Annotated in this window: 8 protein-coding genes; 6 read left to right on the top strand and 2 right to left on the bottom strand. The window is 73.9% G+C overall.

Features of this window, described 5'->3' with window-relative positions:
* Nucleotides 1-15 precede the first annotated feature (15 nt).
* The 3 genes from ABZ719_RS17220 (at nucleotide 16) to moeZ (ending at nucleotide 2,957) form a co-directional block, all read left to right on the top strand.
* Nucleotides 16-978: an NAD-dependent epimerase/dehydratase family protein gene (locus ABZ719_RS17220; protein ID WP_366726007.1), complete on the top strand. Its 963-nt coding sequence runs from the start codon at nucleotides 16-18 to the stop codon at nucleotides 976-978.
* The gene (locus ABZ719_RS17215) at nucleotides 966-1,715 is read left to right on the top strand and encodes a spherulation-specific family 4 protein (protein ID WP_366726006.1); all 750 of its coding nucleotides are present in this window, start codon (nucleotides 966-968) and stop codon (nucleotides 1,713-1,715) included. The genes ABZ719_RS17220 and ABZ719_RS17215 overlap by 13 nt, the downstream gene beginning before the upstream one ends.
* Before the next feature lie 63 nt (nucleotides 1,716-1,778).
* Entirely contained in the window at nucleotides 1,779-2,957 is a 1,179-nt protein-coding gene (moeZ, locus tag ABZ719_RS17210) for an adenylyltransferase/sulfurtransferase MoeZ (RefSeq protein ID WP_366726005.1), read from the top strand.
* Between the two features lie 95 nt (nucleotides 2,958-3,052).
* Here the strand turns inward: moeZ and ABZ719_RS17205 are convergent, their stop codons facing one another.
* Together ABZ719_RS17205 and ABZ719_RS17200 are read right to left on the bottom strand one after the other, a co-directional pair.
* Nucleotides 3,053-4,603 (bottom strand): alpha/beta hydrolase, encoded by a 1,551-nt coding sequence (locus tag ABZ719_RS17205; protein WP_366726004.1) that lies wholly within the window; start codon nucleotides 4,601-4,603, stop codon nucleotides 3,053-3,055.
* A gap of 109 nt (nucleotides 4,604-4,712) precedes the next feature.
* Complete coding sequence (locus ABZ719_RS17200; protein WP_366726003.1) at nucleotides 4,713-7,745, bottom strand: lysylphosphatidylglycerol synthase domain-containing protein; 3,033 nt, start codon at nucleotides 7,743-7,745, stop codon at nucleotides 4,713-4,715.
* Between the two features lie 185 nt (nucleotides 7,746-7,930).
* Between ABZ719_RS17200 and ABZ719_RS17195 the strand changes: the two genes are divergently transcribed.
* The 3 genes from ABZ719_RS17195 (at nucleotide 7,931) to ABZ719_RS17185 (ending at nucleotide 15,892) form a co-directional block, all read left to right on the top strand.
* Nucleotides 7,931-8,323: an MGMT family protein gene (locus ABZ719_RS17195; RefSeq protein ID WP_366726002.1), complete on the top strand. Its 393-nt coding sequence runs from the start codon at nucleotides 7,931-7,933 to the stop codon at nucleotides 8,321-8,323.
* Nucleotides 8,324-8,655: 332 nt separating this feature from the next.
* Nucleotides 8,656-12,099 (top strand): ATP-dependent DNA helicase, encoded by a 3,444-nt coding sequence (locus ABZ719_RS17190; RefSeq protein WP_366726001.1) that lies wholly within the window; start codon nucleotides 8,656-8,658, stop codon nucleotides 12,097-12,099.
* A 139-nt stretch (nucleotides 12,100-12,238) separates the two neighbouring features.
* Nucleotides 12,239-15,892, top strand: a complete 3,654-nt coding sequence (locus ABZ719_RS17185; RefSeq protein WP_366726000.1) for a UvrD-helicase domain-containing protein — start codon at nucleotides 12,239-12,241, stop codon at nucleotides 15,890-15,892.
* The last annotated feature ends 3 nt before the right edge of the window (nucleotides 15,893-15,895 follow it).

The following is a 15,895-nucleotide window of genomic DNA, read 5'->3' as shown; positions in this document are numbered from 1 at the left end:
CCCGGGAGCCGCCCGATGAGGGTTCTGCTGATCGGAGCAACCGGATACCTCGGCCGTTTCGTCGCCGACCGCCTGCTCGCCGACCCGGCCGTCCAGCTCACCGCGCTCGGCCGCGGTGACGACGCCGACGTCCGCTTCGACCTCGCCACGGGCAGTCCCGGAGCGCTCACCCGCTTCCTCGACGCCGTCCACCCCGGTGTCGTCATCAACTGCGCCGGCGCCACCCGCGGCGGCGCCCGCGAACTCACCCGGCACAACACCGTCGCCGTCGCCACCGTCTGCGAGGCACTGCGGCGCAGCGGATGCGGTGCCCGCCTGGTGCAGATCGGCTGCGGCGCCGAGTACGGCCCCAGCCAGCCCGGCTCCTCCACCGCGGAGGACGCGGTGCCCCGCCCCGGCGGCCCGTACGGGGTCAGCAAGCTCGCGGCGACCGAACTCGTCCTCGGCTCCGGACTCGACGCCGTCGTGCTCCGGGTCTTCTCGCCCGCCGGGCCCGGCACCCCGGCCGGTTCGCCGCTCGGCCGCCTCGCCGAAGCCATGCGGCGCGCCATGCAGTCCGGCGACGGCGACCTCAAACTCGGCGGTCTGGCCGCCCAGCGCGACTTCGTCGACGTCCGCGACGTGGCCCGTGCCGTGCACGCCGCCTCCCTCTCGGCCGCCCAGGGCGTCATCAACATCGGGTCGGGCCGCGCCGTCCGGCTGCGCGACGCCGCGTCCGTCCTGGCCCGGGTGGCCGGGTACGGCGGTGCCCTCCACGAACTCGACGGGCCGCCCGGCGGCCACCTCCGGCCCGTCATCGGCCACCCCCGCACCGACCCGGACCACGCGGCGCCCCTCGCGTACCCGTACCCCGACGGCTGCGGCGGCTGGCAGCAGGCCGACGTGCGCACCGCACGCGACCGGCTCGGCTGGCGCCCCCGTATCAGCCTCGAGGAATCCCTCGCCGACATCTGGATGGAGGCCGCATGCCGTATCTGACCGGCCTTCGGACCAGGACGTCCGGCACCGGAGTGCGCACCGGCCTCGGCGTCCCCGGATGCGCGCACCCCCTGCTCGCCCCGGCCGAGTGGAACGCGCTCACCCGGCCCGGCGCGCCCCTGCACTGGGCCGTCCTCGACGTCGCCGGCGGCCCCGGCGTACAGCCCGACCCCCACTGCCTCGACGCGGCCGGACGCCTGCGCAACGCGGGCGTCCGGGTCCTCGGGCGGATCGGCAGCGCCCAGGGCACCCGGCCCCGGACCGAACTGATCGCCGACGCGCACCGCTACCTCGAGTGGTACCAGGTCGACGGCTTCTTCCTGGACCGCTGCCCCGCCACCCGCGAAGGACTGCCCGAGACCCGCCGCACGATCACCTCCCTGCGCGCGCTGCGCGCCGACGCCCATGTGGTCCTCGGCCACGGCACCCACCCCCACCCGGGCTACGCCGAGACCGCCGACCAGTTGGTCACCTTCAGCGGGTCCTGGAGCGACTACCGTTTCTCGCAAGCCGCCGAATGGACCGCCGACCACCCGCCCGAGCGCTTCTGCCACTTCGTGCACGGGGTGCCGCGCGGTCACCTCGACGAGGCGCTGCGCGTGGCCCGCTGGCAGGGCGCGGCGACGATCTGGTTCACCGACCGCACGGACCACGGCGGCCGGAGCGACCCCTGGGAGACCCTGCCCGGCTACTGGGACGACATCGTCTCGCAGGTCGGAACGGGAGTCTCGGAATGAAGAAGGCCGTGGCAGTGTTACGGGGAGAACAACCGTAGTGATTGACCGACCAACGGAGTCCCCGTGTCGCTGCCACCCCTGGTCGAGCCAGCTGATGAGCTCACCGTAGACGAGGTCCGCAGGTACTCCCGCCACCTGATCATCCCCGATGTGGGGATGGACGGGCAGAAGCGGCTGAAGAACGCCAAGGTGCTCTGTGTGGGCGCCGGCGGCCTGGGCTCGCCGGCGCTGATGTACATGGCCGCCGCGGGCGTCGGCACGCTCGGCATCGTGGAGTTCGACGAGGTCGACGAGTCGAACCTGCAGCGCCAGGTCATCCACAGCCAGTCCGACATCGGCCGCTCCAAGGCCGAGTCCGCGCGTGACACCGTCAAGGGCATCAACCCGTACGTGAACGTGGTCCTTCACGAGGAGCGGCTCGAGGCCGACAACGTGATGGACATCTTCAGCCAGTACGACCTGATCGTCGACGGCACGGACAACTTCGCGACCCGCTACCTGGTCAACGACGCGTGCGTGCTGCTGAACAAGCCGTACGTGTGGGGTTCGATCTACCGCTTCGACGGCCAGGCCTCCGTGTTCTGGTCCGAGCACGGTCCCTGCTACCGCTGCCTCTACCCGGAGCCCCCGCCCCCCGGCATGGTTCCCTCCTGCGCCGAGGGCGGTGTCCTGGGCGTGCTCTGCGCGTCCATCGGCTCCATCCAGGTCAACGAGGCGATCAAGCTCCTCGCGGGCATCGGCGAGCCGCTCGTCGGCCGCCTGATGATCTACGACGCCCTGGAGATGCAGTACCGCCAGGTCAAGGTCCGCAAGGACCCGAACTGCGCGGTGTGCGGCGAGAACCCGACCGTCACGGAACTCATCGACTACGAGGCCTTCTGCGGCGTCGTCTCCGAGGAGGCCCAGGCGGCGGCGGCCGACTCCACGATCACTCCCAAGCAGCTCAAGGAGTGGATCGACGACGGCGAGAGCATCGAGATCATCGACGTCCGCGAGCCGAACGAGTTCGAGATCGTCTCCATCCCGGGCGCCCGCCTGATCCCGAAGAACGAGTTCCTGATGGGCACCGCCCTGGAGGGCCTCCCGCAGGACAAGAAGATCGTCTTGAACTGCAAGACGGGTGTCCGCAGTGCGGAAGTCCTCGCGGTGCTGAAGTCCGCCGGCTTCGCGGACGCCGTGCACGTCGGCGGTGGCGTGATCGGCTGGGTCAACCAGATCGAACCGCACAAGCCGGTCTACTGATCAAGGGTCTCGCCGACCAGCGAGACTGACGAAGCCCACGGCTCTGAACTGCTCAGATGCCGTGGGCTTCCGTCGTTGCCGGTCGGCACGGGCGGTTACGAGCACACTGTGCCCGCCGCCGGTACCTTCCCGTCGAGCAGGTAGCCGTTCACCGCGTTCTGCACGCATTTGTTCCCGCTGTTGTAGGCGCCGTGCCCCTGGCCCTTGTAGGTCAGTTCCACCGCGACACCCTGGCCCAGCGCGTCCACCATCTTCTTCGCGCCCTCGTACGGCGTGGCCGGGTCGCCGGTGTTGCCCACGACGAGGATCGGCGCCGAACCGTGCGCGCTCACGTCGGGGCGGTCGGCCGCACCGGGCACCGCCCAGTGCCTGCAGCTGAGCATGCCCCAGGCCAGGAAGTCCCCGAACAACGGGGAGGCGGCCCGGAACTGCGGCAGCTTCCGTTGCACGTACGCCGGGTCGTAACGCTGCTTCTCGTCGGCGCAGTTGATGGCCACGTTCGCCGCGGTGAGGTTGCTGTACTCGCCGTTCTGGCTGCGGCCGTTCATCGCGTCGGACAGCAGCATGAGGATCCGGCCGTCACCGGCGTAGGCCTGCTGCAGTCCCTCGGTGAGCGGTTCCCACAGGTCCTTGGAGTACAGGGCCTGGGCGATGCCGTTGGTCGCGGCCGTCTGGGTCAGCTGCCGGGGGAAGATACCGGGGATCGGAGCGGCGTCGAGCTTCTTGAGGAGTGCGGCGACGCGGTTCTCGACGTCCTGGGCCGAGCTGCCGAGGGGGCACGGGGAACTCTTCGAGACACAGTCGTGCGCGAAGTTGTCCATGGCCAGCTGGAAACCCCTGGCCTGTCCGAGCGAACTCTGCTCGGGCGTCTGCGTGGGATCGACGACGGCGTCGAGCACGGCGCGGCCCACGTGGCCGGGGAAGAGGTGGGCGTAGACGCCGCCCAGTTCCGTCCCGTACGAGATGCCGAAGTAGTGGAGCCGCGAGTCGCCGAGGACCTGCCGCATGAGGTCCATGTCCCGGGCCGCGTCGGTCGTGCGCACATGCGGCAGGATCCTCGCGGAGTTCTTCTCGCAGTCCGCGTTGAACTGCTCGGTGTTCTTCAGGTAGGCCGCCCGCTCGGCGGCGTCGTCGGGCGTCGCGTCCTGCTGGAAGTACTGGTCGAGCTGCGCGTCGCTCTCGCACCGCACGGCCGCGCTGCGCCCCACCCCGCGCGGATCGAAGCTGACCAGGTCGTAACGGGTGCGGAGCTTGGCGTAGTCCTGTGCGAAGGAGGGCAGCGTGCTCACGCCGGAGCCGCCCGGACCGCCGAAGTTGAAGATCAGCGAACCGATGCGCCGGCCGGGCCCGTCGGCCCTGGCCCGGATCAGTGCGATGCCGATCGTGTCGCCCCTGGGGCTGTTCCAGTCCAGCGGCGCCCTCATGGTGGCGCACTGCCAGCTGGCGCCGTCGGGCAGCGGGGTGGGGGCGGAGCCGCCGCCCTCGGCCGCGGACGGGGGCGGGCAGTCCCTCCAGTCCAGCTTCTGGGCCGCCAGGTTCCCGTGGGTGTTCTGGGAACCGTCGCCGCCGCAGCCCGCCGCCAGGGCGGCCAGCAGCACGGCGGTTGCGGTCAGGGCGGCTGCGCGCAGTCCGCGCGGGTTCTGCATGACTCCATCCTCACGCCGCGTACGCCCTCCCGCGCGGGACGCGGGCCGTCCGGGGGTATCCGAGGCCCGCGCGGTCAGGGGGAGCGGGGGCCAGGTGCCCCGGGCCCTCCTACAAGGAGCCCTTGCGCGTCAGATGGTTGAAGGCCAGCCACCCCGGCAGCACCGGCAGCCACAGCGTCAGCAGCCGGAACATCAGCACCGCGGGCGCCGCCACCTCCTTGGGCAGCCCCACGGCGATCAGGCCGACGGTCAGCGTGGCCTCGACCGCGCCCACGCCGCCCGGGGTCGGGGCGGCGGAGCCGAGCGCGTTGCCGGCGAGGAAGACCACGGCCACGCTCGCGATGCTCAGCGAGGTCGACTCGTCGCCGAACGCCCGGATGGAGGCGTCCAGGCACATCACGAAGCAGGCGGTCAGCAGCAGCATGCCGCCGATGCCGGTGACGAGCTTCTGCGGCCGCTGGAGCACGTCCAGCATGCGCGGCACCACTCCCGCGAACAGTGACCGCACGCGCGTGACCACGAACTTCCGCAGGAACGGCACCGAGGTGACCACCAGGACGAGCACCGCGACCGTCAGCAGTCCGGCGATGACCGTCCGGGACGGCGACAGCGACGGTGTCTTCTCCGTGCCCGTCAGGTAGCCGAAGGACAGCAGCATCAGGATGTGGCAGCCGAGCCCGAACAGCTGGGACGCCCCGACGCTCGCCACCGCGAGCCCAGGGCGCACGCCGGCCCGCTGCAGGAAGCGCGTGTTCAGGGCCACACCGCCGACCGCGGCCGGTGCCACGATCTTCACGAACGACCCGGCGACCTGGGCGGCCACCGTCCGCACGAACGGCACCCGCTCCGGCACGAACCCCAGCAGCGCCATCGCCGCCGCGACGTAGCTGAGCGCCGAGAACAGCACCGCCGCGGCCAGCCAGCCCCACTGGGCGTGGGCGAACAGCGTGTTGAACTCGATGTGCGTGAGCTGCGTCAGCAGGTAGTACGCGCCGATGGCACCGGCGATGAAGCTGATCAGCGTCCGCGGCCGTACGCGCTCCAGCCGGGCCGGTTCGACCGGGGCCTGCGGCCTGATCCGCAGCACCTGGTGGCGGATCTGCGTCAGCAGGTCCTCTTCGCGGGCCTCCTCCAGGGCCTCGTCGATGGCCCGTTTCTCCGCGCGCGCCTCGGCCCGCTCGGCCTTCTTGTCCTGCTTCCGGTCCGTCTTCTCCAGGACGACACCGGTCGGCGCCCCGGCCCCCTGGGCGGCGTGCTCCAGGCGTGCCTGCTTGGCCTGCCGGGACGCCTCCAGGACGGCGTCGCGCTCCCGCTGCGCCCGCTCCCGCGCCAGTCTGCGCAGGGTGGCGCGGGTGGAGCGGGTCAGGGCGATCGGCTGGAGCATGGGCAGACAGTCGGCGACCGCGTCCGGCCCCAGGACGTCGACCGCCGAGGCGACCGCGCGCTCGGCGCCCACCCGCAGGCCGAGCGTCGTGACCAACTGGGCGACGTCCATGCGCAGCAGCAGGTCGCCCGCGGCGATCTCGCCGCCGCGCAGGTCGGTCAGGATCACCTTGCCGGAACGATCCACCACGATCGCGTCACCCGCCAGCCTGCGGTGCGCGATGCGCCGGGACTGCAGCGCCCGCACCTGGTGCCAGGCGTGGCGCAGCAGTTCGTCGGTGATCTCCTCGTCCGCCAGCGAGTCGAGCGTGCGCCCGCCGGTGTGCTCGTAGACGAGCATCACGGCGTCGGGGCCCAGCTCGGAGGTCGCGATCAGCTTGGGCGCGTTGGCGCCGGCGGCGATGGCCGCGTAGGCGAGCAGGGCCTCCTGCTCCAGGGCCTGCCGCAACGACTGCAGGCTGCTGCGGGTGGCGAACCCGCGCAGCGTGATGTTGCGCCACAGCCGGTAGAAGAAGCCCTGTGCCTGCTGTTCGCGGTCGACGACCGTGACGTCCAGCGGCGGGCCGTCCTCCAGGGTGACGAAGTAGCGCCGGCCGCGGTCCCCGTTGTCGGCGGTCGTCTCGGCCGCCTCCTGGCGGGCCGCGCTCACCGGGCGGAAGCCGACGGTCTGCAGCCCCGCCATCAGGGTCCGGCCGGTGGGACGGACGTTCGGTGAGCCGACCGCGTACAGGGTGCCGTAGGCGATGGACCAGCCGATCAGGACCGTCAGGATGATCGAGAACGGTGTCGTGTACCCGGTGACCAGCATGGAGAACGCGTCGAGCAGCAGAACGATCCACAGCACCGAGCGCCAGCGAGGTCTGCGGGACATGCCGACGGCCGTCATGTACGCGATGACCGGGGCGAGGTAGCCGTGCACCGGGTCGGTCAGCGCGTGCAGGTTGCCGGGGGACGGCTGGGTGAGGGCGTCCTGGATGGAGCCCGGTGCCGCCTTGGCCACCCACAGGTCGGTGGCGAGGGTCACCCCGTGCGCGAGGACCGCCGCGAGGACGCCGTCGGCGATCCGCAGCCCGTCGCGTTTGATCAGCCGTTCGATCGCGAACGCCACCGGCACCAGCAGGATCGCGATGCTGGACACCAGTCCGGCGATCTTGATGAGGAAGTCGGGGGCCTGGCCCGTGCCCTTGTTGATGTCCTGTTCGAGGCCGGAGGTCGTGCCGTGCGCGAACGCGGCGACGGCGAGCAGGACGACCACGGCGAGCACGCCCACCAGCAGCCGCATCAGGTCGGAGGGACGGTGCACGCGCGCGGGGAGCAGCGGTTCGTCGCCCTCCACCTCGTCGATGTGCGCCACGTCGGCGCTCTCGCCGGGCTCCTGGTCCGCACCCCCGGCGGGCGGCTCGTCCACGGCGGGCAACTCGTCCGCCGCCCCACCGGGACGCCGGTCGGCCTTTCCGCCGGAACGCCCGCCCGAGTCGCCGGCGGGACGCCCGCCCGGGTCGTCGGCGGGCTGCTCGTCCGCCGCGGAGGGCTCCTCGCCGGGACCCCGGGGAGCCGGACGGCCCGCGCCGCCCGGGCCGCCAGAGCTGCCCGTGTCGTCGCCGCCGCGCGGGCCGCCCCCGCCGCGCGGGCCGTCGGCGCGGCTCGTGTCCGTGCCGCGGCCCGTTTCCTTCGCGCGGTCCGCGGCACCGGTGTCAGGGCGCGACGAGACCCCAGAGGTGCCCTCCGCGTCGTCGGGGTGCACACCCTGCTGCTTCATGGTCTCTTCTTGGTCTCGTATCACCGGTCACCGCCCCCGTGATGGTGGCATGCCCCACCGACACACGGGGGCATCAGGGTGCATATGCGGGTCCGACAGTCTGCCGGAACCGCCGCCCTGGAGCGAGGCTCACGGCGGGTGACGGCCCGGCCGCACTGTCGGTGGCATGGGGCAGGATGGGTGGGATGAGCGAAGTGAGCCTTGCGGACGACGGCAGCCCCGGCGCGCCCGGGGCGCTGCCCGAGTACGCCGAGCGGGTCCTGGAGGTCGCCGAGGGCATCCCCGCCGGCCGCGTCATGACGTACGGGGACGTCGCCGAGTGGCTGGAGGAGGGAGGGCCCCGCCAGGTGGGCCGCGTCATGGCGCTCTACGGCGGAGCCGTCCCCTGGTGGCGGGTCGTCCGCGCGGACGGCGTCCTGCTCCCGGGGCACGAACTGAGAGCGCTCGCCCACTACCGCTCCGAGGGCACGCCGCTGCGCCAGACGGGCAGGACGGCCGAGGGCCACCTTCCCCGGCTCGACATGCGGCGGGCCCGCTGGGACGGCGACGGCGGCGAACGTGCGCAGGGTCACACCTGACAGCTTCCGCCATCCGGCCCTCCGATGGGGAGCCCGGGACCCGTACGAGCGAATCCCGGCACGCCCGCGCAATGCCGTACGTTCGTGCATCGAGGGACCCATGCGACGGCGGCGCGCGCCGCGTCCGCCGGGGGCGGCCACGAGAGCGGCCCGGCCCGGGGGAAGCAGCGGAAGCCCCGCTTCCGCAGGGGGCGCGGGCGTAGCGTCGGCCGAGCGTGTCCCCCTCACCCCGAGGCCACCGCCCGCCGCGGCCGGCGGGCCTCCCCGGCGGCCACGGCGCTCGGCCTCGGCCGCGACCCAACCCAGCACACCCACCAGGACCGGCGAACCACGTGAGCTCCTCTTCCTCCACCAGGCACCTGCCGCACCCCGAGGTGCGGCAGGGGGACCGTGGCGCTTACCGACTGGTGCGTACCCCGCCGGCCCGGCCTGACCCCCCTCGACTGGACGCCGCCCAGCGTGCCGTGGTTGACCACCGGGCCGGTCCGCTGCTCGTCCTCGCGGGCCCCGGCACCGGCAAGACCACGACCCTGGTCGAGTCCGTGGCCGCACGGATCGCCCGGGGACAGGACCCCGAGCGGATCCTGGTGCTGACCTTCAGCCGCAAGGCCGCCATGGAACTGCGCGACCGCATGGCCCAGCGGGTCGGAGCGGCCCGTGCGCCCCGGGCGACCACCTTCCACTCCTTCTGCTACGCCCTCGTCCGCGCCCACCAGGACACCGGTCTGTTCGTGGAGCCGCTGCGGCTGCTGTCCGGACCCGAGCAGGACGTGACCGTCCGCGACCTCCTGGCCGGCCAGGTCGACCTGGAACGACTGGGCCTGGCCCATGTGCGCTGGCCCGACGAACTGCGCGCCTGCCTGACCACCCGCGGCTTCGCCGACGAGGTCCGCGCCGTCCTCGCCCGCAGCCGGGAACTGGGCCTGGGCCCCGACGCGCTCGCGGCGTTCGCGCGCCGCATCGGCCGCCCCGACTGGCAGGCCGCCGCCGCCTTCCTCGCCGAGTACCTCGACGTCCTCGACCTCCAGGGCGTCCTCGACTACGCCGAACTCGTGCACCGCGCGGTGCTCCTCGCCGGCCGCCCCGACGTCGCCGAGCGGCTCGCCGCGCAGTACGACGTCGTCTGCGTGGACGAGTACCAGGACACGGATCCGGCGCAGGTACGGCTGCTGCGCGCGATGGCGGGAGGCGGCAGGACCCTGCTCGCCTTCGGCGATCCAGACCAGTCGATCTACGCGTTCCGGGGCGCGGACGTCAACGGCATCCTCGACTTCCCGCAGACGTTCCCCCGCGCGGACGGCCGCCCCGCCCCCGTCGCCGTGCTGCGCACCTCCCGCCGCTCCGGCGGTGCGCTGCTGGCCGCCACCCGCCTGCTCACCCGGCGCATGCCCCTCACCCGGCTCCCGGCCGACAAGGTCCGCGCCCACCGGGAGCTGATCCCGGTGACGGACGGCGGGCGCGTCGAGGTCCACACGTACCCGACGGCGGGCACCGAGGTGGACAACATCGCCGACATCCTGCGCCGTGCCCACCTGGAGGACGGGGTCCCCTGGGGCGAGATGGCCGTACTGGTACGCGCGGGCGCCCGCACCATACCGACCCTGCGCCGCGCGCTGACGGCCGCCGGTGTGCCGCTGGACGTCGACGGCGACGACCTGCCGCTGCGCCACGAACCGGCGGTCACGCCGCTGCTGACCGCACTGCGCGCGGTGGCGACGGCCGAAGCGGCCCCGCGCGCCGTGACGGCGCCCGCCGAACAGTCCGTGGAACAGGGCCTCGAACAGTTTGAACAGGGCATCGAACAGCCCGCCGCCCCGGTGGCTGCCGCGCGACCCGGCCGCACCGGGGCGCGGGAGGCCCCGCGGACGGCCGCCGCCGGGACCGCCGCGCAGGCCGGCCCCTGCTGGCTGGACACCGAAACCGCGCTGGCCCTGCTGGCCTCGCCCCTCGCCGGCATGGACACCGCCGACCTGCGCCGCCTCGGCCGCGCGCTGCGCGAGGAGGAGCGCGCCGCGGGCAACCCCCTGCCCCCGTCCTCGAACGACCTGCTCGCACGGGCACTGGCGGAACCCGAACGCCTGGTGACCCACGACCCCGCGTACGCGCGCGGTGCCCAGCGTCTCGGCGCGCTGCTCAGGAAGGCCAGGGAGCGCCTGGCGGGCGGCGGTACCGCCGAGGAGGCGCTGTGGGACCTGTGGGAGGGCACTCCGTGGCCCGCGCGCCTGGAGCGTGCCACCCGGCGCGGCGGCGCCGCCGGCCGCAACGCCGACCGGGACCTGGACGCCGTGTGCGCGCTGTTCGCGACCGCCGCGCGTGCGGAGGAGCGCACCGGCGGCCGGGGCGCGCTGAACTTCCTGGAGGAGGTCGAAGCCCAGGACATCGCCGCCGACACGCTCACCCGGCGTGCCGTGCGCCCGGACGCGGTGCGCCTGATGACGGCGCACCGCTCCAAGGGTCTCCAGTGGCGCCTGGTCGTCGTCGCGGGCGTCCAGGAAGGGCTGTGGCCGGACCTGCGGCGCCGCGGCTCCCTGCTGGAGGCGGACCGCATCGGGCGCGACGGTCTCGCCGAGCCGCTCACCCCCGGCGCCCTGCTGGCCGAGGAGCGCCGGCTCTTCTACGTGGCCGCCACGCGCGCGCGTGAACGCCTGGTCGTGACCGCGGTGAAGGCGCCCGCGGACGACGGCGACCAGCCCTCACGCTTCCTGACCGAACTCGGTGTCGAACCCAGGGACGTCACCGGCCGCCCCCGCCGACCGCTGTCCGTCGCGGCCCTGGTCGCCGAGCTGCGCGCCACGACCGTGGACCCGCGCGTGTCCGACGCCCTGCGCGAGGCCGCCGCCCGCCGTCTGGCCCGGCTCGCCGCCCTCGCCGACGAGGAGGGCCGCCCGCTGGTCCCCTCGGCGCACCCCTACCGGTGGTGGGGCATGGCCGAACCGACCGAGAGCAAGGTTCCGCTGCGCGACCGCGACCAGCCGGTCGTGCTCTCCGGCAGCGCCCTCGACCAGCTCGCCCACACCTGCGCCCTGCAGTGGTTCCTGGGCCGCGAGGTCAAGGCGGACGCCCCGGCCAGCGCCGCCCAGGGCTTCGGCAACGTGGTGCACGTCCTGGCCGACGAGGTGGCCTCCGGCCGGACGCCCGCCGACCTCGCCGTCCTCATGGAGCGCCTGGAGACCGTCTGGAACGCCCTGGCCTTCGACGCGCCCTGGAAGTCGCGGCAGGAGCGGGACAACGCGCGCGTGGCGCTCGAACGCTTCCTGAAATGGCACGTCCTGGACCGTGCCGGCCGGACACCGGTGGCCAGCGAGCACGATTTCGACGTGACGCTGAGCGCGGGCGGCCACCAGGTGCGCATCCGCGGCTCCATGGACCGGGTGGAGGCCGACGGCGAGGGCCGTGCCTACGTCGTCGACTTCAAGACCGGCAGACAGGCACCCACCGGCGCCGAGGTGGCCCGCCATCCCCAGCTCGCCGTCTACCAGCTCGCCGTCCGCGAAGGCGCCGTCGACGACGCCTTCGACGGCAACCGGCCCGAGCCGGGCGGCGCCGAACTGGTCCAGCTGCGGCAGGGCGCGGCCAAGCGGGACGGCGGGGAGACCCTGCCGAAGGTGCAGGCCCAGGAGCCGCTGGAGGGGGAGTGGGTCGGTGACCTGCTGGCCACCGCCGCCGGGAAGGTGCTCGACGAGCGGTTCACGCCGACGGCGGGGCAGCACTGCACCCACTGCGCGTTCCGCGCCTCCTGCAGCGCACGGCCGGAAGGCCGCCAGGTCGTCGAGTGACCCGGGCCGGCCCGCCCGGTGGCGAGCGAGCCCGGTGGCCCGCGTGACGAACTGCACCACCTGGGCCGACCTGCGCTTCTCCGGTTGCGGCAGGTGAACCGGGCACCGGTTGTCAGTGCCCGCCGCTAGCCTCTTCGACGTGCCCGCCCGTATCACCGATCCCGAACAGCTCAAGGAACTGCTCGGGATCCCCTTCACCCCGGAGCAGACGGCCTGCATCACCGCGCCGCCCGCCCCGCAGGTGATCGTGGCCGGAGCCGGGTCGGGGAAGACGACCGTGATGGCGGCCCGCGTGGTCTGGCTGGTGGGCACCGGCCAGGTCGCCCCCGAGCAGGTCCTCGGCCTGACCTTCACCAACAAGGCGGCCGGTGAGCTGGCCGAGCGGGTCCGCACGGCACTGGTCCGGGCCGGCGTCACCGACCCCGACGCCATCGACCCCGACCATCCGCCCGGCGAGCCGGTGATCTCCACCTACCACGCCTTCGCCGGCCGTCTCCTGACCGACCACGGCCTGCGCATCGGCCTGGAGCCCACCACCCGCCTGCTCGCCGACGCCACCCGCTACCAGCTCGCCGCGCGCGTCCTGCGCGAGGCCCCCGGCCCGTACCCGGCACTGACCCGTTCCTTCCCGGACCTGGTCAGCGACCTCCTCGCCCTCGACGCCGAGCTGGCCGAGCACCTGGTGCGACCCGAGGACCTGCGCGCGTGGGACGCCGGGCTGCTGGACACCCTCCAGGGCGCCAAGCTCACCAACGCCGACCTGCGCAAGGTCCCCGAGACGGCCGCCGCCCGCCGGGACCTGGCGGAGCTGGTGCTGCGCTACCGGGCCGCCAAACGCGAGCGCGACCTGCTGGACTTCGGCGACCAGATCGCGCTCGCCGCACAGCTCGCCCGCCTCCCGGAGGTCGGCCGGGTGCTCCGCGACGAGTTCCGGGTGGTCCTCCTGGACGAGTACCAGGACACCTCGGTCGCCCAGCGCCTCCTGCTCGCGGGCCTGTTCGGCGACGGCACGGGCCACCCCGTCACCGCCGTCGGCGACCCCTGCCAGGCGATCTACGGCTGGCGAGGGGCCTCCGTCGCCAACCTCGACGACTTCCCCGAGCACTTCCCCCACGCCGACGGCGAGCCCGCCACCCGGCAGGCCCTCAGCGAGAACCGGCGCAGCGGCGGCCGGCTCCTCGACCTCGCCAACGGCCTCGCCGAGCCGCTGCGCGCCATGCACGCGGGCGTGGAGGCCCTCCGCCCCGCCCCCGGCGCCGAACGCGACGGACTGGTGCGCTGCGCGCTGCTGCGCACCCACGCCGAGGAGATCGAGTGGCTCGCCGACTCGATCGCCCACCTCGTACGCACCGGGAAGGCACCCGGTGAGATCGCCGTCCTGTGCCGCACGGCGACCGACTTCGCCGAGATCCAGGGCGCCCTGGTCGCCCGAGACGTCCCGGTCGAGGTGGTCGGCCTGTCCGGGCTGCTCCACCTGCCCGAGGTCGCCGACCTCGTCGCCGTGTGCGAGGTCCTGCAGGACCCCGGGGCCAACGCCTCCCTGGTGCGCCTGCTGACCGGCCCGCGGTGGCGGATCGGCCCCCGCGACCTGGCGCTCCTCGGACGCCGGGCGCGGCTGCTCGTCGCCCACGCGCGCGCGGACGGCGACGACGACCCGGACCGGCGGCTCGCCGAGGCGGTCGAAGGTGTCGACCCGGCCGAGGTGGTCTCCCTGGCCGACGCCCTCGACACGTTCCTGGAGACACCCCTGGACGGCCGGGGCGGCGACGACGGGCTGCCGTTCTCGCCGGACGCGCGCGTGCGCTTCGCGCGGCTCGCCGCCGAGCTGCGCGACCTGCGCCGCTCCCTGTCCGACCCGCTGATGGACGTCCTGCACCGGGTGCTGGCCGTCACCGGCCTGGAGGTGGAACTGTCGGCGTCCCCGCACGCCCTGGCCGCCCGCCGCCGTGAGACCCTGTCGAACTTCCTGGACGTCGCCGCCTCCTTCGCCGCCCACGAGAGCGAGGCGTCCCTGCTGGCCTTCCTCGCTTTCCTGCGCACTGCGGCCCAGTACGAGAAGGGCCTCGACAACGCGCTGCCCGGCGGCGAGAACACGGTCAAGGTGCTCACCGCCCACCGCTCCAAGGGCCTGGAGTGGGACGTCGTCGCCGTCCCCGGTCTGGTCACCGGTGCCTTCCCGAGCGGGCAGGGCCGGGAGAAGTGGACCAGCCAGGGCAAGGTCCTCCCGCACGCCCTGCGCGGCGACGCCGACACCCTGCCCGACGTCGGCATCTGGGACGCACGCGGCATGAAGGCCTTCCACGAGGCCATGAAGGACCACCAGCACACCGAGGAGCTGCGCCTCGGCTACGTCACCTTCACCCGCCCGCGCTCCCTGCTGCTCGGCTCCGGCCACTGGTGGGGACCGAACCAGAAGAAGCCTCGCGGCCCCTCCGACTTCCTGCTGGCGCTGCACGACCACTGCGCGGCCGGGTACGGCGAGACCGAGGTCTGGGCGGAGCGACCCGGCGAGGACGAGGAGAACCCGGTCCTGCACCGGGCCGAGGCCGACCAGGTCTGGCCCCTGCCGCTGGACGAGACGGCCCTGGCCCGCCGCCGCGCCGCCGCCGCGACGGTCCTGGCCCACCTCGACGACCTCGCCGCCCGCGCGGACACCCACGGCCTCCCGCCGGCCGCGCACACACCGGACTCCCACGACGACCCGGACTGGCCCCCGCCCCCGGAGGACGACGCGCCTTCTCACGACGAGGCACCCCCCTTCGACGACGCGCCGCCTTTCGACGACGTACCGCCTTTCGACGACGGCGTCCCCGCCGAGGACGATCCCGGTGACTGGGACTCCTGGAGCGCGGACCGCCCCGCCCCCGCGATCCCGCACCAGGCGGCCTCCGGTGAGGGACGCACCCCCCGAGCCCGCCGGCCACCCGCCCCGGAAGCCGCCCCCGATCAACACGGACGGGACCGCGCGCCGGGACATGAACCGGAACGCGCCCCGGAGCCCGAACCCGCGTACCTCACTCCGGAAGAGGCCCGCACCGTCGCCTCCTGGGACCGCGACCTCGACGCACTCACCGGAGAGCTTCGCCGTGCCCGGCAGAGCGTCGTCGACGTCCCCCTGCCGGCGACCCTGACCGCCTCCCAGCTGATGCGCCTGGCGGCCGACCCGGACGGCTTCGCACGGGAACTCGCGCGTCCCATGCCGCTCCCCCCGCAGCCGGCCGCCCGCCGTGGCACCCGTTTCCACGCCTGGGTCGAGACCCGCTTCGAAGCGCTCACCCTGCCCCTGCTGGAGCCCGAGGAGCTGCCCGGCTCCGACGCCGAGATCCTCGACGAGCAGGACCTCGAAGCCCTCAAGGCAGCCTTCGAACGCACCCCGTACGCCCGCCGCACCCCCCACCGCGTCGAGGCGCCCTTCCAGCTGGAGATCGCCGGCCGTGTCGTCCGCGGCCGGATCGACGCCGTCTACAAGGAGGGCGACGGCCCGGAGGTGACGTACGAGATCGTCGACTGGAAGACGCACCGCTCCCGCACGGCGGACCCGCTCCAGCTCGCCGTGTACCGGCTGGCCTGGGCCGAACGGCACGGGCTGCCCCTGGAGCGGGTCGCGGCAGCGTTCGTGTACGTACGCACCGGAGAGGTCGTACGCCCGGACCCGCTGCCGGACCGGGCCGCGCTGGAACGGCTGCTGCTGGACGAACCCCGGCCCGGCGCGCAGGAGGGCCCCCCGCCCCGGCCGCGGCCCGCTCCGCAGTGTGACGAACCGCCCGAACCGGATGTCCCCGCGGGCCGATAGGCT

Origin of the sequence: Streptomyces sp. NPDC006743, assembly GCF_040703815.1 — a bacterium.
Taxonomy (GTDB): domain Bacteria; phylum Actinomycetota; class Actinomycetes; order Streptomycetales; family Streptomycetaceae; genus Streptomyces.
This window is presented reverse-complemented; position numbering and strand designations above follow the sequence as displayed.

Bases quoted from the DNA above. Each gene is read 5' to 3' on its own strand.
- ABZ719_RS17220 (WP_366726007.1), top strand. From the start codon at position 16: ATGAGGGTTCTGCTGATCGGAGCAACCGGATACCTCGGCCGTTTCGTC.
- ABZ719_RS17215 (WP_366726006.1), top strand. From the start codon at position 966: ATGCCGTATCTGACCGGCCTTCGGACCAGGACGTCCGGCACCGGAGTG.
- ABZ719_RS17205 (WP_366726004.1), bottom strand. From the start codon at position 4,603: ATGCAGAACCCGCGCGGACTGCGCGCAGCCGCCCTGACCGCAACCGCC.
- ABZ719_RS17200 (WP_366726003.1), bottom strand. From the start codon at position 7,745: ATGAAGCAGCAGGGTGTGCACCCCGACGACGCGGAGGGCACCTCTGGG.
- ABZ719_RS17195 (WP_366726002.1), top strand. From the start codon at position 7,931: ATGAGCGAAGTGAGCCTTGCGGACGACGGCAGCCCCGGCGCGCCCGGG.